The organism is Rhodococcus sp. NPDC003383 (assembly GCF_053589115.1).
The window spans coordinates 25430-40124 of sequence record NZ_JBSFRG010000002.1; the positions used below are offsets into that span (position 1 = coordinate 25430).

The window sequence follows — 14695 nt, forward strand, 5'->3', positions numbered from 1 at the left end:
TCTGTGGAAAGCTGGTGCGGTGAGCTACGCAGGTGATATAACGCCGCAGCAAGCCTGGGAGCTGCTGCAGGAAAACCCGGATGCCGTGCTCGTCGATGTGCGTACCGACGCCGAGTGGAAGTACGTCGGGGTCCCCGAGACCTCGTCCATCGGTCGCCGCACCGTCTTCGTCGAATGGGTCGGCTACCCGAACGGTGCGCCCAACCCCCGGTTCGTCGACGAACTGCGCGAGGCCGGCATCGAAAAAGGGCCGGTCGTCTTCCTGTGTCGCTCGGGGCAGCGTTCCATCGGTGCCGCCGTCGCGGCGACCGCTGCGGGCCTGACCCCGTCCTACAACGTTCTCGAAGGATTCGAAGGCGCCCTCGACCCCGAGGGTCATCGCGGCGCCCAGGGCTGGCGGGCGGCGGGCCTGCCGTGGAGGCAGTCGTGAGTGCAATTCCCCAGGGTGGCGCGTTCCAGCGGCCACTGCCCGATTCGGTGCGCCCTGCCACGGTCGGTGTCCGCGGCGGCCTGCTGCGCTCCGGATTCGAGGAGACCTCCGAGGCGCTGTACCTCAACTCCGGCTTCGTGTACGAATCGGCCGAGGCCGCCGAGCAGGCCTTCACCGGTGAGGTCGACCACTTCGTCTACTCCCGGTACGGCAACCCGACCGTGAAGATGTTCGAGGAGCGGCTGCGGCTGCTCGACGGTGCCGAAGGCGCGTACGCCACCGCCAGCGGCATGTCCGCGGTGTTCACCGCACTCGGTGCGCTGCTCGGCCAGGGCGACCGCCTCGTCGCGGCCCGCAGCCTGTTCGGTTCGTGCTTCGTGGTGTGCAACGAGATCCTGCCCCGGTGGGGTGTGGAGACCGTGTTCGTCGACGGCGAGGACCTCGACCAGTGGGAGCAGGCACTGTCGGTGCCGACCACCGCGGTGTTCTTCGAGACCCCGTCGAACCCGATGCAGACCCTCGTCGACGTCCGCAAGGTCTCGGAGATGGCACACGCTGCCGGCGCGAAAGTGGTGCTGGACAACGTGTTCGCCACCCCGCTGCTGCAGCGCAGCCTCGACCTCGGTGCCGACATCATCGTCTACTCCGGCACCAAGCACATCGACGGCCAGGGCCGCGTGCTCGGCGGTGCCATCCTCGGCCCGAAGGACTACATCGACGGGCCCGTGCAGCAGCTCATCCGCCACACCGGTCCGGCGCTGAGCCCGTTCAACGCCTGGACGCTGCTCAAGGGCCTCGAGACGATGCCGCTGCGCGTGCAGCGCTCGGTGGACACCGCGCTCGAAATCGCCCGGTTCCTCGAGACGCAGGACGCGGTGAACTGGGTCAAGTACCCGTACCTCGAATCGCATCCGCAGTACGAACTCGCCCGGTCGCAGATGAGCGGCGGCGGAACCGTCGTCACCTTCGAGCTCGCCGCCGCCGAGGGCGAAGGCAAGAAGAAAGCGTTCGAGCTGCTCAACAAGCTGCGGATCGTCGACATCTCCAACAACCTCGGTGACGCGAAGTCGCTCATCACGCACCCGGCGACGACGACGCACCGCGCGATGGGCCCGGAAGGGCGCGCCGCGATCGGCCTGGCCGACGGGGTGGTGCGCCTGTCCGTGGGACTGGAGGATCCCCAGGATCTCCTCGAGGATCTCCAGCAGGCGCTGTCCTGACCTGGTAAGCCGTGGGCTACGCTGCGGGTGTCCTGTCACGCCGACAGGGCACCCGCTGCGTTTTCGGTGAAGCCGGTGCGAGTCCGGCGCTGTCCCGCAACTGTGAATCCCGTACCTCGGGTGAGCCAGGTCAGCCGGCGTCGCGGGCCGTACGTACTGGTCCTCGGACGAAGGACGGTGGCGTGCCGCAACGCATCCGTTGCAGCCGTGCTGTTTTCGTCCTCCGAGCAACGGAGGATGGCTGTGCCCCTCGACAACACCCGACGGTTGTTCGCCGCCGGCATCACGGTATTCGCCCTCTTCGCCGCCGGGTGTTCCGGTGGCGACGACACCTCTCCCGCCGGTGAGACCGACTCGGCTTCCGCCGACGTCCCGCAGGCCATCGTGTCGTTGAGTCCGACCAGCACCGAGATGCTCTTCGCCATCGGCGCGGGCGACCAGGTGATCGCCGTCGACGACCGGTCCGACTACCCGGCCGAGGCCCCCGTCACCGACCTGTCGGGCTTCACCCCCAATGTCGAGGCGATCCTCGGATACGAACCCGACCTGGTGGTCTCCAACGCCGACACGGCGGATCTCGTCGCCGGGCTCGAACAGGCCGGGGTCGAAACCCTGATCCTTCCGGCCGCCGAGGACTTGGACGACACCTACGACCAGATCGAGCAGCTCGGCGCCGTCACCGGACACGTCGGCGAAGCGGCCGAACTCGTCGCGCAGATGAAGACGGACATCGACGAGACCCTCGCCGGCCTCCCCGAACGGGAAACTCCGCTCACCTACTACCACGAGCTCGACAACACCTTCTACAGCGTCACCGACGACACCTACATCGGGCAGATCTACGGGATGCTCGGCCTCAGGTCCATCGCCACCGGTGGCGACGGCTACCCGCAGCTGTCGAACGAGTTCATCCTCGAACAGAACCCCGACGTCGTGTTCCTCGCCGACGGGCAATGCTGCGGCGTGACGCCGGAAGTCGTCGCCGCGCGCGCCGGCTGGAACGAACTCGGCGCCGTGCGCGACGGTCGCGTCTACGTCCTCGACGAGGACATCGCCAGCCGATGGGGTCCGCGCGTCGTGGATCTCGTGCGCGAACTCGCCGCGATCGTCGCGGCAGCACCGGCAGTCCAGCCCACACCGTGACCTCGACGCCGCGCCGCCGCGCCCTCGTGCTGGGTGGCGCGGCGCTCGTTCTCCTCGCCGCGATGCTCCTCGGGATCCTCGTCGGTCCCGCGGGGCTCACCGCGCGCGGCGTCCTGCTCGACATGGCCGATGCGCTGCCGTTCGTCGACGTCGACTCCGGGTTGTCCACGCGCCAGCAGGCGATCCTGTGGAACATCCGCATGCCGCGCGTTGTTCTCGGTGCCGTGGTCGGCGCGATGCTCGCGATCGCCGGAGCCGCCTACCAGGGCGTGTTCCGCAATCCGCTCGCCGACCCCTACCTTCTCGGAGTGTCGAGCGGTGCGGGTCTCGGGGCGACCCTCGCCATCGTCGTCGGCGGCGCAGCCGGATTCGCCGGGGTGCCCATGGCCGCATTCGCAGGCGGTCTGCTCGCGGTGGCCGCCACGTACATGCTCGGACGCTCCGTCGGCACCGGGCGCACCGAAGTGGTCATCATCCTCGCCGGTGTCGCCGTCGCTGCGTTCGCCAACGCCATCCAGACGTTCTTCATGCAGCTGCACGACGACACGCTGCGTCAGGTGTATTCGTGGATGCTCGGTCGCCTGTCCACCGACGGCTGGTCCGACGTCCTGACGATCCTGCCCTACGTGATCGTGTCGGTCGCTGTCATCGCGCTGCACCGGCGGACTCTCGACGTCATGTCGGTCGGCGACGTCGAAGCGTCGAGTCTCGGCATCGACCCGGCCCGCGTCCGTCTGGTTCTGGTGGGCGTGGCCACCCTCGGCACCGCCGCCGTGGTGTCCGCCAGCGGGCTCATCGGATTCGTCGGCATCGTCATCCCGCACGCGGTGCGCCTCGTCGTGGGTCCCGGCCACCGACTGTTGCTGCCGCTGTCGCTCATGGTGGGTGCGGCCTTCATCGTTCTCGCCGACATCGTCGCTCGCACCGCGATGTCACCGGCCGAACTTCCCATCGGTGTCGTCACCGCCGCGATCGGCGCGCCGTTCTTCCTGTTCGTCCTGCGTCGCAGCCGGGGTGTCGCATGACCGTGACGTGTAAGTCTGTGTCGGCCAAACGCGGAGGAGTCGAGGTCCTCCACGACATCGACCTCGTCGTGTCCGCCGGAACGTGGGTGTCGCTCGTGGGCCCCAACGGTTCGGGCAAGACGACACTGCTGCATTCGATCGCCGGACTGGTCGCCGCGACCGGCGACATCACCGTCGCCGGCGTGACGCCCCGCAAGTCCGGTCGACGCGCGGTGGCGCGGGCGGTCGCGTTGATGCCGCAGCGGCCGATCGTTCCCGAAGGGGTCACGGTGCGGGAACTGATCCGGCTCGGACGCACCGCCCACATTCCGCGTTTCGGCAGCGAGAAGCCGCATGATGTGGAGATCGTCGACCGGGTCATCGCCCGGCTCGAACTCGAAGACTTCGCGCCCCGCTCGGCAACCGAGTTGTCCGGCGGAGAACTGCAACGAGTGGTGCTGGCGCGCGCACTGGCGCAGCAACCCGACGTGCTCCTGCTCGACGAACCCACCAGTGCCCTCGACATCGGTCACCAACAGCAGGTGCTCGACCTCGTCGATTCCATGCGGTGCGAGGAGAACCTGACGGTGATCGCCGCGATGCACGATCTCACGTCCGCGGCCCAGTACGGCCAGCGCCTGGTCCTCCTCGACCGAGGACGCATCGTCGCCGACGGACCGCCCGCCGAGGTGCTCACCGCCGACCGGATCGCGCAGGTGTACGGGGCGCGGGTCGAAGTGCTCGACCGTCGTGACGGCCGGGCGGTACTGCCCCTGCGGGAACGGGAGGACGCGTGATGGAGGTCGTACTCCTCGGGACGGGTGCCGCCGACGGGTGGCCCAACCCGTTCTGCCGTTGCCTCTCGTGCCTCGACGCGGAGCGGCGCGGTGAAATCCGCGGGCAGACAGCGGCTCTCGTCGACGACGTGCTGATGCTCGACTGCGGGCCCGAAGCGCCGCGGGCGGCGGTGCGCGCGGGCCGGACGCTGGCCGGGGTGCGGCACCTGCTGCTCACCCATTCGCACGCCGACCATCTGGGACCCCAGGTGTTGTTGTTCCGGTCGTGGATCGAGGCGGGGCACGAACTCGAGGTGATCGGTCCGGTCGATGCGCTGGACGTGTGCCGTCCCTGGGTGGGGCCGGACGATCCGGTGCGCTTCGTCCCGGTGGCGGCGGGCGACCGTCTGGCGGTGGGGGAGTACGACATACGGGTCCTTCCAGCGCGCCACCGGGTATTCCGCGACGGCGATGCCGTGCTCTACGATCTCGCCGATGCGCGCGGGTCGCGACTGCTGTGGGCATGCGATACGGGAGTGTGGCCGGCGGAGTGGTTCGACGGCGTGCGCGGCGCGGGGTACGACGTGGTGTTCCTCGAGGAAACATTCGGTGACCGATCCGATCTGTCCGACGGGCATCTCGGGTTGCCGGAGTTCGCGACGATGGTCGAGGGAATGCGCGACGTCGGTGCGATCACGGACACGACGGATGTGGTTGCGGTGCATCTCGGTCACCACAATCCCGTGATGGCGGAGCTCGGGGAGCGGTTGCGTAGAAGTGGCGCCCGAGCCGGGCGCGACGGTGAGGTGGTGCACGTGGGCGGCGGCAGTCGGGGTGGGGGACATCGGACGCTGGTGCTCGGTGGTGTGCGGTCGGGGAAGTCCCGGCACGCGGAAGAGTTGTGTTCCAAGTTCCCGTCGGTCACGTACGTGGCGACGGGCGGTGTCCGCGAGGGTGACGCCGAATGGGCGCAGCGGGTGGCGCTGCATCGGGACCGGCGACCGGATACCTGGGCGACGATCGAGACGGTGGACGTGGCCGACGTATTGCGGTCGGCGACGACGCCACTGCTCATCGACTGCCTCGGTACGTGGCTCACCGCGCGCTTGGATCTGCACGGTGTGTGGGACGGAGCAGACGTCGCCGCGGTCGACGCGGATATCGACGAATTGCTCAGCGCGTGGCAGGCGTGTGCGGTTCCGGTCGTGGCTGTCACCAACGAGGTGGGTAGCGGTGTGGTTCCGGCGACGGCGTCGGGCCGGCTGTTCCGAGATCTGCTGGGCCGGCTCAATACCCGTGTGGCCGAGGTGTCGGACGCGGTAACCCTCGTAGTCGCGGGCATTCCTGTTTCCTTGCGCTGACCGCTAATACCATGGATGCGTCAATGGAGTCGAGATCTCTGAGGTGATCTTGCTCCGTACCTTCGGCGACGTCTATGAAATCGTTATGTACATCGAGCGTGCACAATACCCGGTCATTTTCCGAAATTTCTTGGGATAACTGTTCTTCGGGTGAGGATCTGCACCCCATTCGACCTGCGCGTATCTACGAATCTAATTGTGCAAACGACTGTTTCTAGATTTCCGATACACGAAATATGAATGGCGTAACAAACGTGGCGTTTGTACGCATAATTCAAGCGTCCGTCAAACGCGCCTATTCGCGCTCCCATGAGAATGGAAACCCGATATGACCACAGCTGACCAGACTCAGAAGACCGAAGACGCTGTAGACCGGCACTCCGGGCACCAGTGCCTCGTTGTCGGGCACGAAGGTCATCGCTGCGGCCTCGCCTTCGATTGCGAAGTCGTCCCAGTCACCTGCGGCCTCGGTGTAACCCTGCAGGTTCCACTGGGAGTCACCGGTTCCGAAGATCGAGCTGCCCCACACGGAGTCGTTCCAGGCAGCGAGGGTGACGGCCGCTCCCACGCTGCACGAGGAGTTTGGCAACCTCGGGGCCACCATCGGCCTGTCGAAGGGCAACGTGACGGGAAGTACCGCCCTGGCCGGCCAGATCACCGTCACTGCAACCCTGGTGGACGGAGCGACCACTGCGTCCCCGGCGACGTGTGACGGAACGACCACCGGCACACAGTTGTTCAGCGGCCTCCTGTCCTCGGCTCTGGCATCGGGCACGTCGGCGATCACGCTCGCTCCGGAGGGCTACGCCTGGGTTTGCTTCAAGGCCGAGCTGAGCAGCGGCATCGCGGGTGATCTGACCCTGCAGAATCAGACCGCCACCGCCACCTGGGTCTTCAACGGCCAGAGCGTTTAACCCCCAATGCTTGTGCCTCCCGGTGGGTGCCGGGAGGCACAAGCTGTCGTCTTCGTCTTCCTAGGATGGTCCGTACCGCCGTGCACGCCATGGTCGAACACAAGCCGCGCAGAACCGTCTGGTCGCGCGTCGAGAACGCGCTGCTCAACCTGCTCGCTGCGGGTGGGGTGGTGTGCATCGGTTTGGTTCTTGCCGCGTTCTTCTTCGACATTTCGCTGATCCTGTTCAAGACGGGCTCGATGTCCCCGACCATTCCGCAGGGCTCGATGTCTGTGGTGCAACGCATTTCGGCGGACGAGATCAAGGTCGGCGACATCGTCACCGTCGACCGCGAAGAAGGCGAGCTGCCCGTCACGCACCGCGTGATTGCCGTGTACCCCCAACGTCCTGGTGAAGCGCTCATCGAGATGCAAGGCGACGCCAACCCCAGCCCCGACCCTGGTCCTTACCGCGTCACCGAGGTCCGCAAGGTGCTGTGGTCCGTCCCCGGCGCCGCGTCGGTCATCATGTGGTTCTCGGATCCGATGATCCTCGCGGCCCTCACCCTCGGCTGTGCCGCTCTGGTGCTGTGGGCGTTCTGGCCCCGCAAGAGCGAGGCGAATTCTGCATCTGCTCAGCATGCCGATTCGAAGGAGCAGCAATGAAGAAATCCAGGTCGCTGCACCTGCTCGTAGCGGTACTCGGCGTGCTCAGCGTGGCCGGCGCGGCGGTCTTCAACGTTGGATTCGTCGGGCAGACCCTCGCGAGTTGGACCGACCGCGTATTCGGGGGATCGACGTATGGGGTGAATGCAGCATCGTTGCAGGGTTATGCGCATGCGCTGGGCGGTAGGTTCCAGATCAACCGTCTCGTGAGTTCGGAGACCGTGGCGGGTGCAACTGCGGAGAGATTCGCAACGAACACAGGGACAACGCGAACGCCGACCACGGGATTCACCCAGTACCACAGCGACGGACTACTGGGAATCGTAGCGACGGAACTCGACTCCGCAGTGTGCGCTTCCTACCTTTCGTCGTCGGATAACTGTGCGGACTACGGTTCGACTACCCCGCCGGTCCATTCGGTTGCCGTTGCGCGAAACCTCAAGACGAGCACGGGTGAATTACTCGGAGTCACCCGCTTCTTCTCCACGACCGGTGAACAATTCAAGACGACGGCCAGTTGCGTGCCCGGCACCGCCCCGACTGCCGGTGCGGTGCAATCGACCTCGGGTCGAATGTACGTGGGTGACAACACCAGCAACCCGATTGACATTCCCATCGCGCCGTCCGGAACCGGGACTCGGTCCCAATCGACGAGCAAGTCGTTCACATCCCTGGCTCGCTACGAGGTTGTGCTCACCCATACCAGAGTTCAGGAAGCCGACTACGCATCGTCGACTCTTCGGCTCAGAATGTCGGCCTATGCACTCGTGGTTGGTACTCATCAGTGGACACTCGATCTCGTGGTGCTCCACGCCGGTTGCGGGATCGGAACAGCAACGCAGCCGCTACCGAGCGTGAGCGCCGCTACACCTGTCACTGCCTCGGCCGGCTTTGCGAGTGATACGCCACTGGCTTCGATGATGATGAGCCGGCAGGTCGAAGCGACCACCTGCCCCACCGACGTCGACTCGACCGTTCCTGAAGACGAAGCGAACGTCGAGGAAGTTCACCTGGAGAACGTCGACACAACTCCGGCGGGTGGGGAGCCGGTCCCGACAGAAGCGGTTGATGCCGAACCTTTTGACAGCAAAGAAGTCCCGAATGAATCGGAAGCAGCCGACGAGCTCACCGAGAGCACGACGGCACCGGTGTCGTGCGAGCCCGAGGCCGCAGATTCGACGGTGTTGTCGCCGGTCGATCTCCTTGTCGAGGAAGGGATCATCGGCGAAGCCGAACCCCAGCCGGAACTCGCTGCTTCTGAGGAGGAAGGAGCCACGGACACCGACATCCTCGCTGACGACGACGGGAACTCCGGCGACACCGTAGAGGAGTCGGACAACTCCGAGGGCGATGCCGAACGGAGTGCCGAGGCGACCGACGAGGACAAGGCCGGCGAGAAGAGCGCAGACGTCGCGAAGGCCGACGGAGCGAAGGAAGCTGCGGACAGCGACAAGTCCGCAACGCGAGAGAGTTCGAAACCTGGCGACACCGAGGACGCCCCCGTCGCCGAAGGCACTCCGGAAACCGCCGCCCCGCTGAGTTCGACGAGTGCAGCTCCAGCTCCCGCCCCCGCGCCGGCTCCGGCTCCGGCTCCGAGCGGCCCCACCACCCCGAGCCGCGTGAGCACCGCCGCGCCGTTCAAGATCGTCGCCACCGACGGCAGCGACCTCGGCACCGCCACCATCCGTGACATCTCGCGCACCGATGGTTGCGTCGCGGTGCTGCTCGACGTCACGACGTCCGACGGTTCCGGAACGACCACACTGAACGGTCTGCGTTCCAACGACTTCCGTGAGGTTCTCGCCGACGGCACCACCGCGCCCGTCGGCTCTCCGACCGGGACGTGCGCGGTGGACGTGCCGATGCCGACGTCGTTCGGGCCGGGCGCGACCTACTCGGGTTGGGTGGCGTTCGACGTCGCAAACGGCGGCAACTCGGTGATGCTGCGGCCGGTCGGCACGGCGGGCTGGATTATCACCCTGCCGCCGGCACCACCGTCGCCTGCACCGGCACCGGTCGTCACCGAGACCCCGACAGCGGTCGAAACCGCGCCCGCTGCGTCGACCCCGGCAACCACGGAGGAAACCGCACCAGCCGAAGAGCCGGTCGAAGGATAACGAGCCGAGCAGGAGGGGAGGGGCCATGCTTGCAGCTGCCCGTAGGGGAGGCCGCCTGATGGCGATCCTCGGCGTCGTCAGCACGGTCGCGGCGTGCAAGTACGGCTCCCACCTGCACCCGCAACCGAGCGAGGGCGGTATCCAGGCGAACTTCAGCACGAACCAGAGCGCGTCGGGGCCGTGGGGTGAGTACGCCACACAGCAGAGCGCAGGGCGGTTCGACTTCACGATCGACGCGCTCGCCCTGCAACCCGGCGAGCCGGTCTACGCGCCGATCGCGTTGCGCACCCTGCCCGCAGTAACCGCACCGGTATCGGTCTCCCTGAGACCGCCGCTGACCACCCCCAACTCGGTCGCGGACGTGCTCAGGTACTCCGTTTCGGATGCGCCCGCTGCTTCGTGCAACGCCGCAGGTTTCGGGGTGGCGACGGTCGTCGACGACCTGCCGTTGGCGACGGGTAGCGGCACCTTCACGATGCAGCCGAACACCATCCGCACCCTGTGCTTCCGTGTGGAAATCCCGGACGGCACAGGCCCACTCGACTTCGTCGGGTTGGCCGACACCGCGGCGGCGTGGGAGTTCCGAGTCCAAGGAGATGACCCTCCGCGCCCGCCGAAGCCGGGCTTCGACAGATGCGGCGATCACCACCACTCGGCCTGGTTCGTCCGTAGTGGATTGCACTACGTGTACTGCTGGTCGTACTGGTGGAGGTGGTGGTGAGACTCCGTCTCGCCGAAGCGTGTCGCGCTGAGGCGGGTGTTGTTTTCGATATCGGGGCCGAAAATCGAACACAATGCCGGTCTCGATTCGTCCTTGGCCGGGGGATAGACATCCTTGTGCAACGCAATCGGCCTGAAGATCGGTGCCATCGACTTCGTTGCGGCGCAACATAAATGCTCACGAAGTCTGGTGTCGATGCGGAAGGTACTGGAAATCGTGGGTGGCGGCGCTGTGTCGCCCCCGAAGACTCACACTCGTCTGCTGCCGATGCGTGTAGGGCTTCCGAGGTCGGAGAATCGGATCGAAATTTTCGACGAGGTCGGTTTCGTGGCGCGTGCCGACATGGGCTGGAAGCGGTGGAAGGTCCTGGTCGAGTACGACGGCGCGCATCACTGGACCGACCGGAAGCAGCGGACGCTCGACATCGACCGCTATGCGCTGTTGCCGGAGTTGGGGTGGACGGTCATCCGCGTCGGTGCCGGCCTGTTGTACCACCGGCCGGCCGTTCTCGTCGAGCGGGTCCGCCGCGCCCTGCGTCGCGCCGGTGCGTCCGTGTGACGCCGAGACCGGTGTTGGTTGCGGAATCCGGCGGACGATTGCATACAACCGGTACGACACGAGGTGTGTGCAACCGCAAGTAACATGGTTTTAACTTGTTGTGATGTGTCACTCTATAGAGCTTTGCTCTCCGGAGAGTGCGCGACGAGCACGAAAACAGCTACCGGACAGTAATATTCGCACTTCGGACACCGCTTCCGGGGCGAGTCGACTTGACCGTCTCTTTACGTAATTTTCACCGAAAGGTGATCTGGCTCACACCACGAAAATCATTAGTGGTGCTATTCACAACCCGTGTTATCGTTCGTCACGAACTGAGGCCGGAGGGTTCTGGGACGGCCACAGTGCCCTGTGGGGCGACAGTCGACCGCGCGTCGAGGTCCTTTGCGCAAGAGGACTATTCGCACGACGCGAAAAACTGTGACAGATACCAGTCGATCTCTGCTGCCCGGAGATCGGCGTGCTCGACCGTGCCCTCCGCGAGGACGGGCACCGCACACACCTGAGTAGGGGTACCAATTGAGCAAGAAGCACGCGTCCGGACTGCGCCGCGGCGCCCGGATCGGCAGCGTCGCCGCTGCCGCAGCCATCGCACTGGGGTTCCTGTCCGCAGGTGCGGCGAACGCCGATACCTTCGTTCCCCTGCCCGATGGCCAGATCACGGCTCCCGGTGACAAGGCCACGGTGAGCCGGACCGAGGAGAGCGCACTCGTCTCGCCGTCCATGGCCGCGAACCCGACCAACCGCGTCGCGTGGGTGTCCGGCAAGGTGTCTGCTCGGGTGAACGTCGACGTCCCGTCCGAACCGGGCAAGACCGACGGCAGCACCTCCTCGCTCGCCGGTGCCAATAACTCCTCGACGCACGGTGTCTCGCGCATCAACACCGGCTACATCGTCGGTTGCCAGGTCGACATCTCGGGCCTCAGGGGCAATCTGGGTGTCAACTTCAATGCCAGCGTTGTCTCCTCTTTGCAGAATCTCTTGGTGGCTACGACCTCGCTGCCTGCTGGCACAGCCCTCAATGCGGGGACTTCCTCCGGCGCGATCAGCCCGTCGGTTGCCCTCTCTGCCCCGCTGCAACCAGGCCAGGTCGCCTTCGTGCACATCGAAGGCAAGGACATCACCAAGAAGGACACCACCTACTCGATCCAGTACCAGGACGCGGAGCTCAGCACCCTGGGCTGCGGTGGCTACGCACAGGCCCGTGCGTACACCGTGCTCGAGGTCGTGGGCAAGGACTACGTCAAGACCACCTTGTACGGCCAGCCGTTCAGCATCGGCTGATCATCCGGACCGGACCTGACTGAAATCCTCGCTCACGCGAGCTGAGAACTCGAGAGAGAAAACATGAAGACCAGCATCACCAAGGGCCTGCGTCGCGGTCTCCGGGCGGCCGGGGTCGGCGCTACCGTCGCCGTCGCAATCGGCTTCGCCTCCGCCGGCACGGCCAACGCCGACACCTTCGTTCCCCTGCCGGACGGCTCGATCACCGAAACCCTGCCGGGCGACGTTGTGGTCACCGTGTCCCGTACGGGCGAATCCGCCAACATCAACCCGTCGATGGGCGCCACGCCCGTCCACCGCAATGTGTGGGTCTCCGGCTCGGCCCAGGTCAAGCTGAGTGGCGCAGGCGCGCAGAAGGTCAGCAACTATCGCATCCAGCCCGGCTATGTCGTGGGCTGCCAGGTAGACATCGCCGGTACCGCAGGCGCGGGTGCAAACGCCTCAGGCGGTGCATCGTCGACCAGCACGACTACCGACACCCCCCCTGCAGGAAATGGGGTCGTTACCGCGCAATCCAACACCGGTACCAGCAGCGGGGGGCTGAGCGCCAACGTTGGCATCACCTTGTCCCCGGGTAAGACCAGCCAGTTCTCCGTGCTCTCCATTGAGCAGGAAAACCCCTTCGGTGATCGGGTATTCCGTCCCTTCTCGGTGGTAGCCAAGCCCAAGGATGGCGCTATCCCGACCGAAGGCAGTGTCACCTGGGCTGACTCCACCGTGGGTATCTCTGGCTGTGCCGGCTACGCCCAAGCCCGCAGCTTCGTGAAGGTCACGGTCAACACGGCGACCGACACCCAGCAGGTCACCCTGTGGGGACAGCCCTTCAGCATCGGCTGACAGGCGCCTGACAGATGGTCGGCCCCGCCACCGAGAGCCTCATCCTCTCGGTGGCGGGGCGCTGTCGCCTTCCGGTCCGGTGGGGTCCGGAAGGCGACGTCAGAACGGATTCCTGGTGCGTCCCACCAGATCTGCGACCGACTCGACGATCCGCGTGGGCCGGTAGGGGTACAACTCGACCGACGCGCGCGTCGAGATGCCGGTGAGCACCAGCAGGGTCTGAAGCCCCGCCTCGAGGCCGGCGACGATGTCGGTGTCCATGCGGTCGCCGATCATCACCGTCGACGCCGAATGCGCACCGATCGCTCGCAGCGCGGACCGCATCATCAGCGCGTTCGGCTTGCCCACGAAGTACGGTTCACGGCCGGTCGCCCGCGTGATCAACGCCGCGACGGCGCCGGTCGCCGGAAGCGAGCCCTCCAGCGACGGTCCGGTCGGATCGGGGTTCGTCGCAATGAATCGCGCGCCGCGCTCGACGAGCCGGATGGCCGTCGTGATCGCCTCGAACGAGTAGGTGCGGGTCTCGCCGAGCACCACGTAGTCGGGGTCGCGGTCGGTCAGTACGTATCCGATGTCGTGCAGCGCCGTCGTCAGGCCCGATTCGCCGACGACGTACGCGGTGCCCTCCGGCCGCTGGTTCGCGAGGAACGTCGCGGTCGCGAGCGCCGACGTCCAGATCGATTCCTCGGGGATGTCGAGTCCCGTGCGCTGCAGCCGGGCCCGCAGGTCCCGCGGAGTGCGTATCGAGTTGTTGGTCAGAACCATGAACGGTGTTTCGTTCGAACGCAGTTCACTCAGGAATGCGTCTGCGCCGGGGATGAGCGCGTCCTCGTGGACGAGCACGCCGTCCATGTCCATCAGGTAGGTCCAGGCAGGGGCGGTGGTGTCCTCGGGTGTGCTCACCACCCCATCTTGTCATCCACGGTCGCCGGAGCGCTGGACGTCACCGAGGGCGAACGGACAGCCCCCGGATGAAGCTGCCGAGCGTGTTCTCGACGACGGTGCGGGTTTCCGGCGTCGGGTTGTCGGCATACGAGACGAGACCGTAGAAGCCCAGTTCGAGGATCATCCGCGCGGCGGTGTCCTCGTCGATGCCGATCACGGTGCCGGAGCGGGTCGCCTGCTCGAGCAGTTCCCGCACCACGGGCACGGACTTGCCGGCCTGGATCTCCCGTCGCCGGGCTTCGCCGATCGCGCTGGTGGCCTGCTGGGAAAGAGCCCGGAGTCGGGGATTGGCGGCATGCTCGTCGAAGATCCGGGCGAGACCGAGGACGATCGCCTCGATCGCGTTCTCGGGTTCCGGGTCCAGCGTCGCGCGGGTGCGCTCGAGGCATGCTGCGCACTCCCGCTCGAACGCCTTGGCGAACAGCGCCTGTTTGTCGGAGAAATGATGGTAGACAGCACCTTTGGTTACGCGTGCCGTCCTCGCGATCTGTTCGATCGACGTATTCGCATATCCCTGGGTCGCGAACAGATCGGCACCGATCTCGACGAGCGCATCGTAGGTGCGCAGCGCGTACTCCTCGCGCCGTGACGGAAGCGTTTCCACCTCGCGGATCCTACCGACCCGGTGTGCGTTCCCGCCGAGTCGACGGGACGACCGTGTCCCTGGACTGGCGCACATGACTGTACGTCGGTATGTTCCATACCCACGTACAGTTCGATCTCGAGGGGGAGTTCGATGGG

General features: G+C 66.1%; 16 protein-coding genes and 1 riboswitch. Of the genes, 13 read left to right on the forward strand and 3 right to left on the reverse strand.

Annotation, left to right across the window (positions count from 1 at the left end):
- Positions 1-19: 19 nt before the first annotated feature.
- From ACWDTS_RS02030 to cobU, 6 genes are all read left to right on the forward strand, one after another.
- Complete coding sequence (locus ACWDTS_RS02030) at positions 20-430, forward strand: rhodanese-like domain-containing protein (protein WP_197250330.1); 411 nt, start codon at positions 20-22, stop codon at positions 428-430.
- Positions 427-1650, forward strand: coding sequence for an O-succinylhomoserine sulfhydrylase (locus ACWDTS_RS02035; protein ID WP_248672984.1), 1224 nt, complete (start codon positions 427-429; stop codon positions 1648-1650). The genes ACWDTS_RS02030 and ACWDTS_RS02035 overlap by 4 nt, the downstream gene beginning before the upstream one ends.
- A 21-nt stretch (positions 1651-1671) precedes the next feature.
- Positions 1672-1806, forward strand: a riboswitch (cobalamin riboswitch).
- 81 nt (positions 1807-1887) lie between these two features.
- On the forward strand, positions 1888-2793 hold the full coding sequence (locus ACWDTS_RS02040; protein ID WP_450117473.1) for an ABC transporter substrate-binding protein: 906 nt from the start codon (positions 1888-1890) through the stop codon (positions 2791-2793).
- 62 nt (positions 2794-2855) lie between these two features.
- A complete protein-coding gene (locus ACWDTS_RS02045) occupies positions 2856-3818 on the forward strand; it encodes a FecCD family ABC transporter permease (protein WP_231609838.1) in 963 nt (320 codons plus the stop codon).
- The gene (locus tag ACWDTS_RS02050) at positions 3815-4594 is read left to right on the forward strand and encodes an ABC transporter ATP-binding protein (RefSeq protein WP_450117474.1); all 780 of its coding nucleotides are present in this window, start codon (positions 3815-3817) and stop codon (positions 4592-4594) included. Before ACWDTS_RS02045 ends, ACWDTS_RS02050 begins: the two co-directional genes overlap by 4 nt.
- Positions 4594-5934, forward strand: a complete 1341-nt coding sequence (gene cobU / locus ACWDTS_RS02055) for a bifunctional adenosylcobinamide kinase/adenosylcobinamide-phosphate guanylyltransferase (protein ID WP_197250326.1) — start codon at positions 4594-4596, stop codon at positions 5932-5934. The genes ACWDTS_RS02050 and cobU overlap by 1 nt, the downstream gene beginning before the upstream one ends.
- A gap of 295 nt (positions 5935-6229) precedes the next feature.
- Here cobU and ACWDTS_RS02060 read toward each other — a convergent pair whose 3' ends face one another.
- On the reverse strand, positions 6230-6502 hold the full coding sequence (locus ACWDTS_RS02060) for a hypothetical protein (protein WP_450117475.1): 273 nt from the start codon (positions 6500-6502) through the stop codon (positions 6230-6232).
- On the opposite strand from ACWDTS_RS02060, the gene ACWDTS_RS02065 reads away from it, so the two are divergent.
- The 7 genes from ACWDTS_RS02065 to ACWDTS_RS02095 all read left to right on the forward strand — a co-directional run bounded on the left by ACWDTS_RS02065 (position 6486) and on the right by ACWDTS_RS02095 (position 13009).
- Positions 6486-6848 carry a hypothetical protein gene (locus ACWDTS_RS02065; protein ID WP_450117476.1) on the forward strand — a complete coding sequence of 121 codons (363 nt, stop codon included), beginning with the start codon at positions 6486-6488 and terminating at the stop codon, positions 6846-6848. The two genes, ACWDTS_RS02060 and ACWDTS_RS02065, sit on opposite strands and share 17 nt — an antisense overlap.
- Positions 6849-6913: 65 nt before the next feature.
- A complete protein-coding gene (locus ACWDTS_RS02070; protein WP_450109432.1) occupies positions 6914-7492 on the forward strand; it encodes a signal peptidase I in 579 nt (192 codons plus the stop codon).
- 41 nt (positions 7493-7533) lie between these two features.
- Positions 7534-9609 (forward strand): hypothetical protein, encoded by a 2076-nt coding sequence (locus tag ACWDTS_RS02075; protein WP_450117477.1) that lies wholly within the window; start codon positions 7534-7536, stop codon positions 9607-9609.
- 25 nt (positions 9610-9634) lie between these two features.
- Complete coding sequence (locus ACWDTS_RS02080) at positions 9635-10330, forward strand: hypothetical protein (protein ID WP_450117478.1); 696 nt, start codon at positions 9635-9637, stop codon at positions 10328-10330.
- Between the two features lie 327 nt (positions 10331-10657).
- Positions 10658-10888, forward strand: a complete 231-nt coding sequence (locus tag ACWDTS_RS02085) for a DUF559 domain-containing protein (RefSeq protein WP_450117479.1) — start codon at positions 10658-10660, stop codon at positions 10886-10888.
- Between the two features lie 519 nt (positions 10889-11407).
- Complete coding sequence (locus ACWDTS_RS02090; protein WP_450117480.1) at positions 11408-12172, forward strand: MspA family porin; 765 nt, start codon at positions 11408-11410, stop codon at positions 12170-12172.
- Between the two features lie 63 nt (positions 12173-12235).
- The gene (locus ACWDTS_RS02095) at positions 12236-13009 is read left to right on the forward strand and encodes an MspA family porin (RefSeq protein ID WP_450109428.1); all 774 of its coding nucleotides are present in this window, start codon (positions 12236-12238) and stop codon (positions 13007-13009) included.
- Between the two features lie 99 nt (positions 13010-13108).
- On the opposite strand, the gene ACWDTS_RS02100 is transcribed toward ACWDTS_RS02095, so the two are convergent.
- A complete protein-coding gene (locus ACWDTS_RS02100; RefSeq protein WP_450109441.1) occupies positions 13109-13867 on the reverse strand; it encodes an HAD-IIA family hydrolase in 759 nt (252 codons plus the stop codon).
- 85 nt (positions 13868-13952) lie between these two features.
- Positions 13953-14558 carry a TetR/AcrR family transcriptional regulator gene (locus ACWDTS_RS02105; protein WP_450117481.1) on the reverse strand — a complete coding sequence of 202 codons (606 nt, stop codon included), beginning with the start codon at positions 14556-14558 and terminating at the stop codon, positions 13953-13955.
- Between the last annotated feature and the right edge of the window lie 137 nt (positions 14559-14695).

Coding starts and splice junctions, on each gene's coding strand:
- ACWDTS_RS02040 (WP_450117473.1), top strand. CDS start 1,888: ATGGCTGTGCCCCTCGACAACACCCGACGGTTGTTCGCCGCCGGCATC.
- ACWDTS_RS02045 (WP_231609838.1), top strand. CDS start 2,856: ATGCTCCTCGGGATCCTCGTCGGTCCCGCGGGGCTCACCGCGCGCGGC.
- cobU (WP_197250326.1), top strand. CDS start 4,594: ATGGAGGTCGTACTCCTCGGGACGGGTGCCGCCGACGGGTGGCCCAAC.
- ACWDTS_RS02070 (WP_450109432.1), top strand. CDS start 6,914: ATGGTCCGTACCGCCGTGCACGCCATGGTCGAACACAAGCCGCGCAGA.
- ACWDTS_RS02050 (WP_450117474.1), top strand. CDS start 3,815: ATGACCGTGACGTGTAAGTCTGTGTCGGCCAAACGCGGAGGAGTCGAG.
- ACWDTS_RS02100 (WP_450109441.1), bottom strand. CDS start 13,867: ATGGACATGGACGGCGTGCTCGTCCACGAGGACGCGCTCATCCCCGGC.
- ACWDTS_RS02095 (WP_450109428.1), top strand. CDS start 12,236: ATGAAGACCAGCATCACCAAGGGCCTGCGTCGCGGTCTCCGGGCGGCC.
- ACWDTS_RS02080 (WP_450117478.1), top strand. CDS start 9,635: ATGCTTGCAGCTGCCCGTAGGGGAGGCCGCCTGATGGCGATCCTCGGC.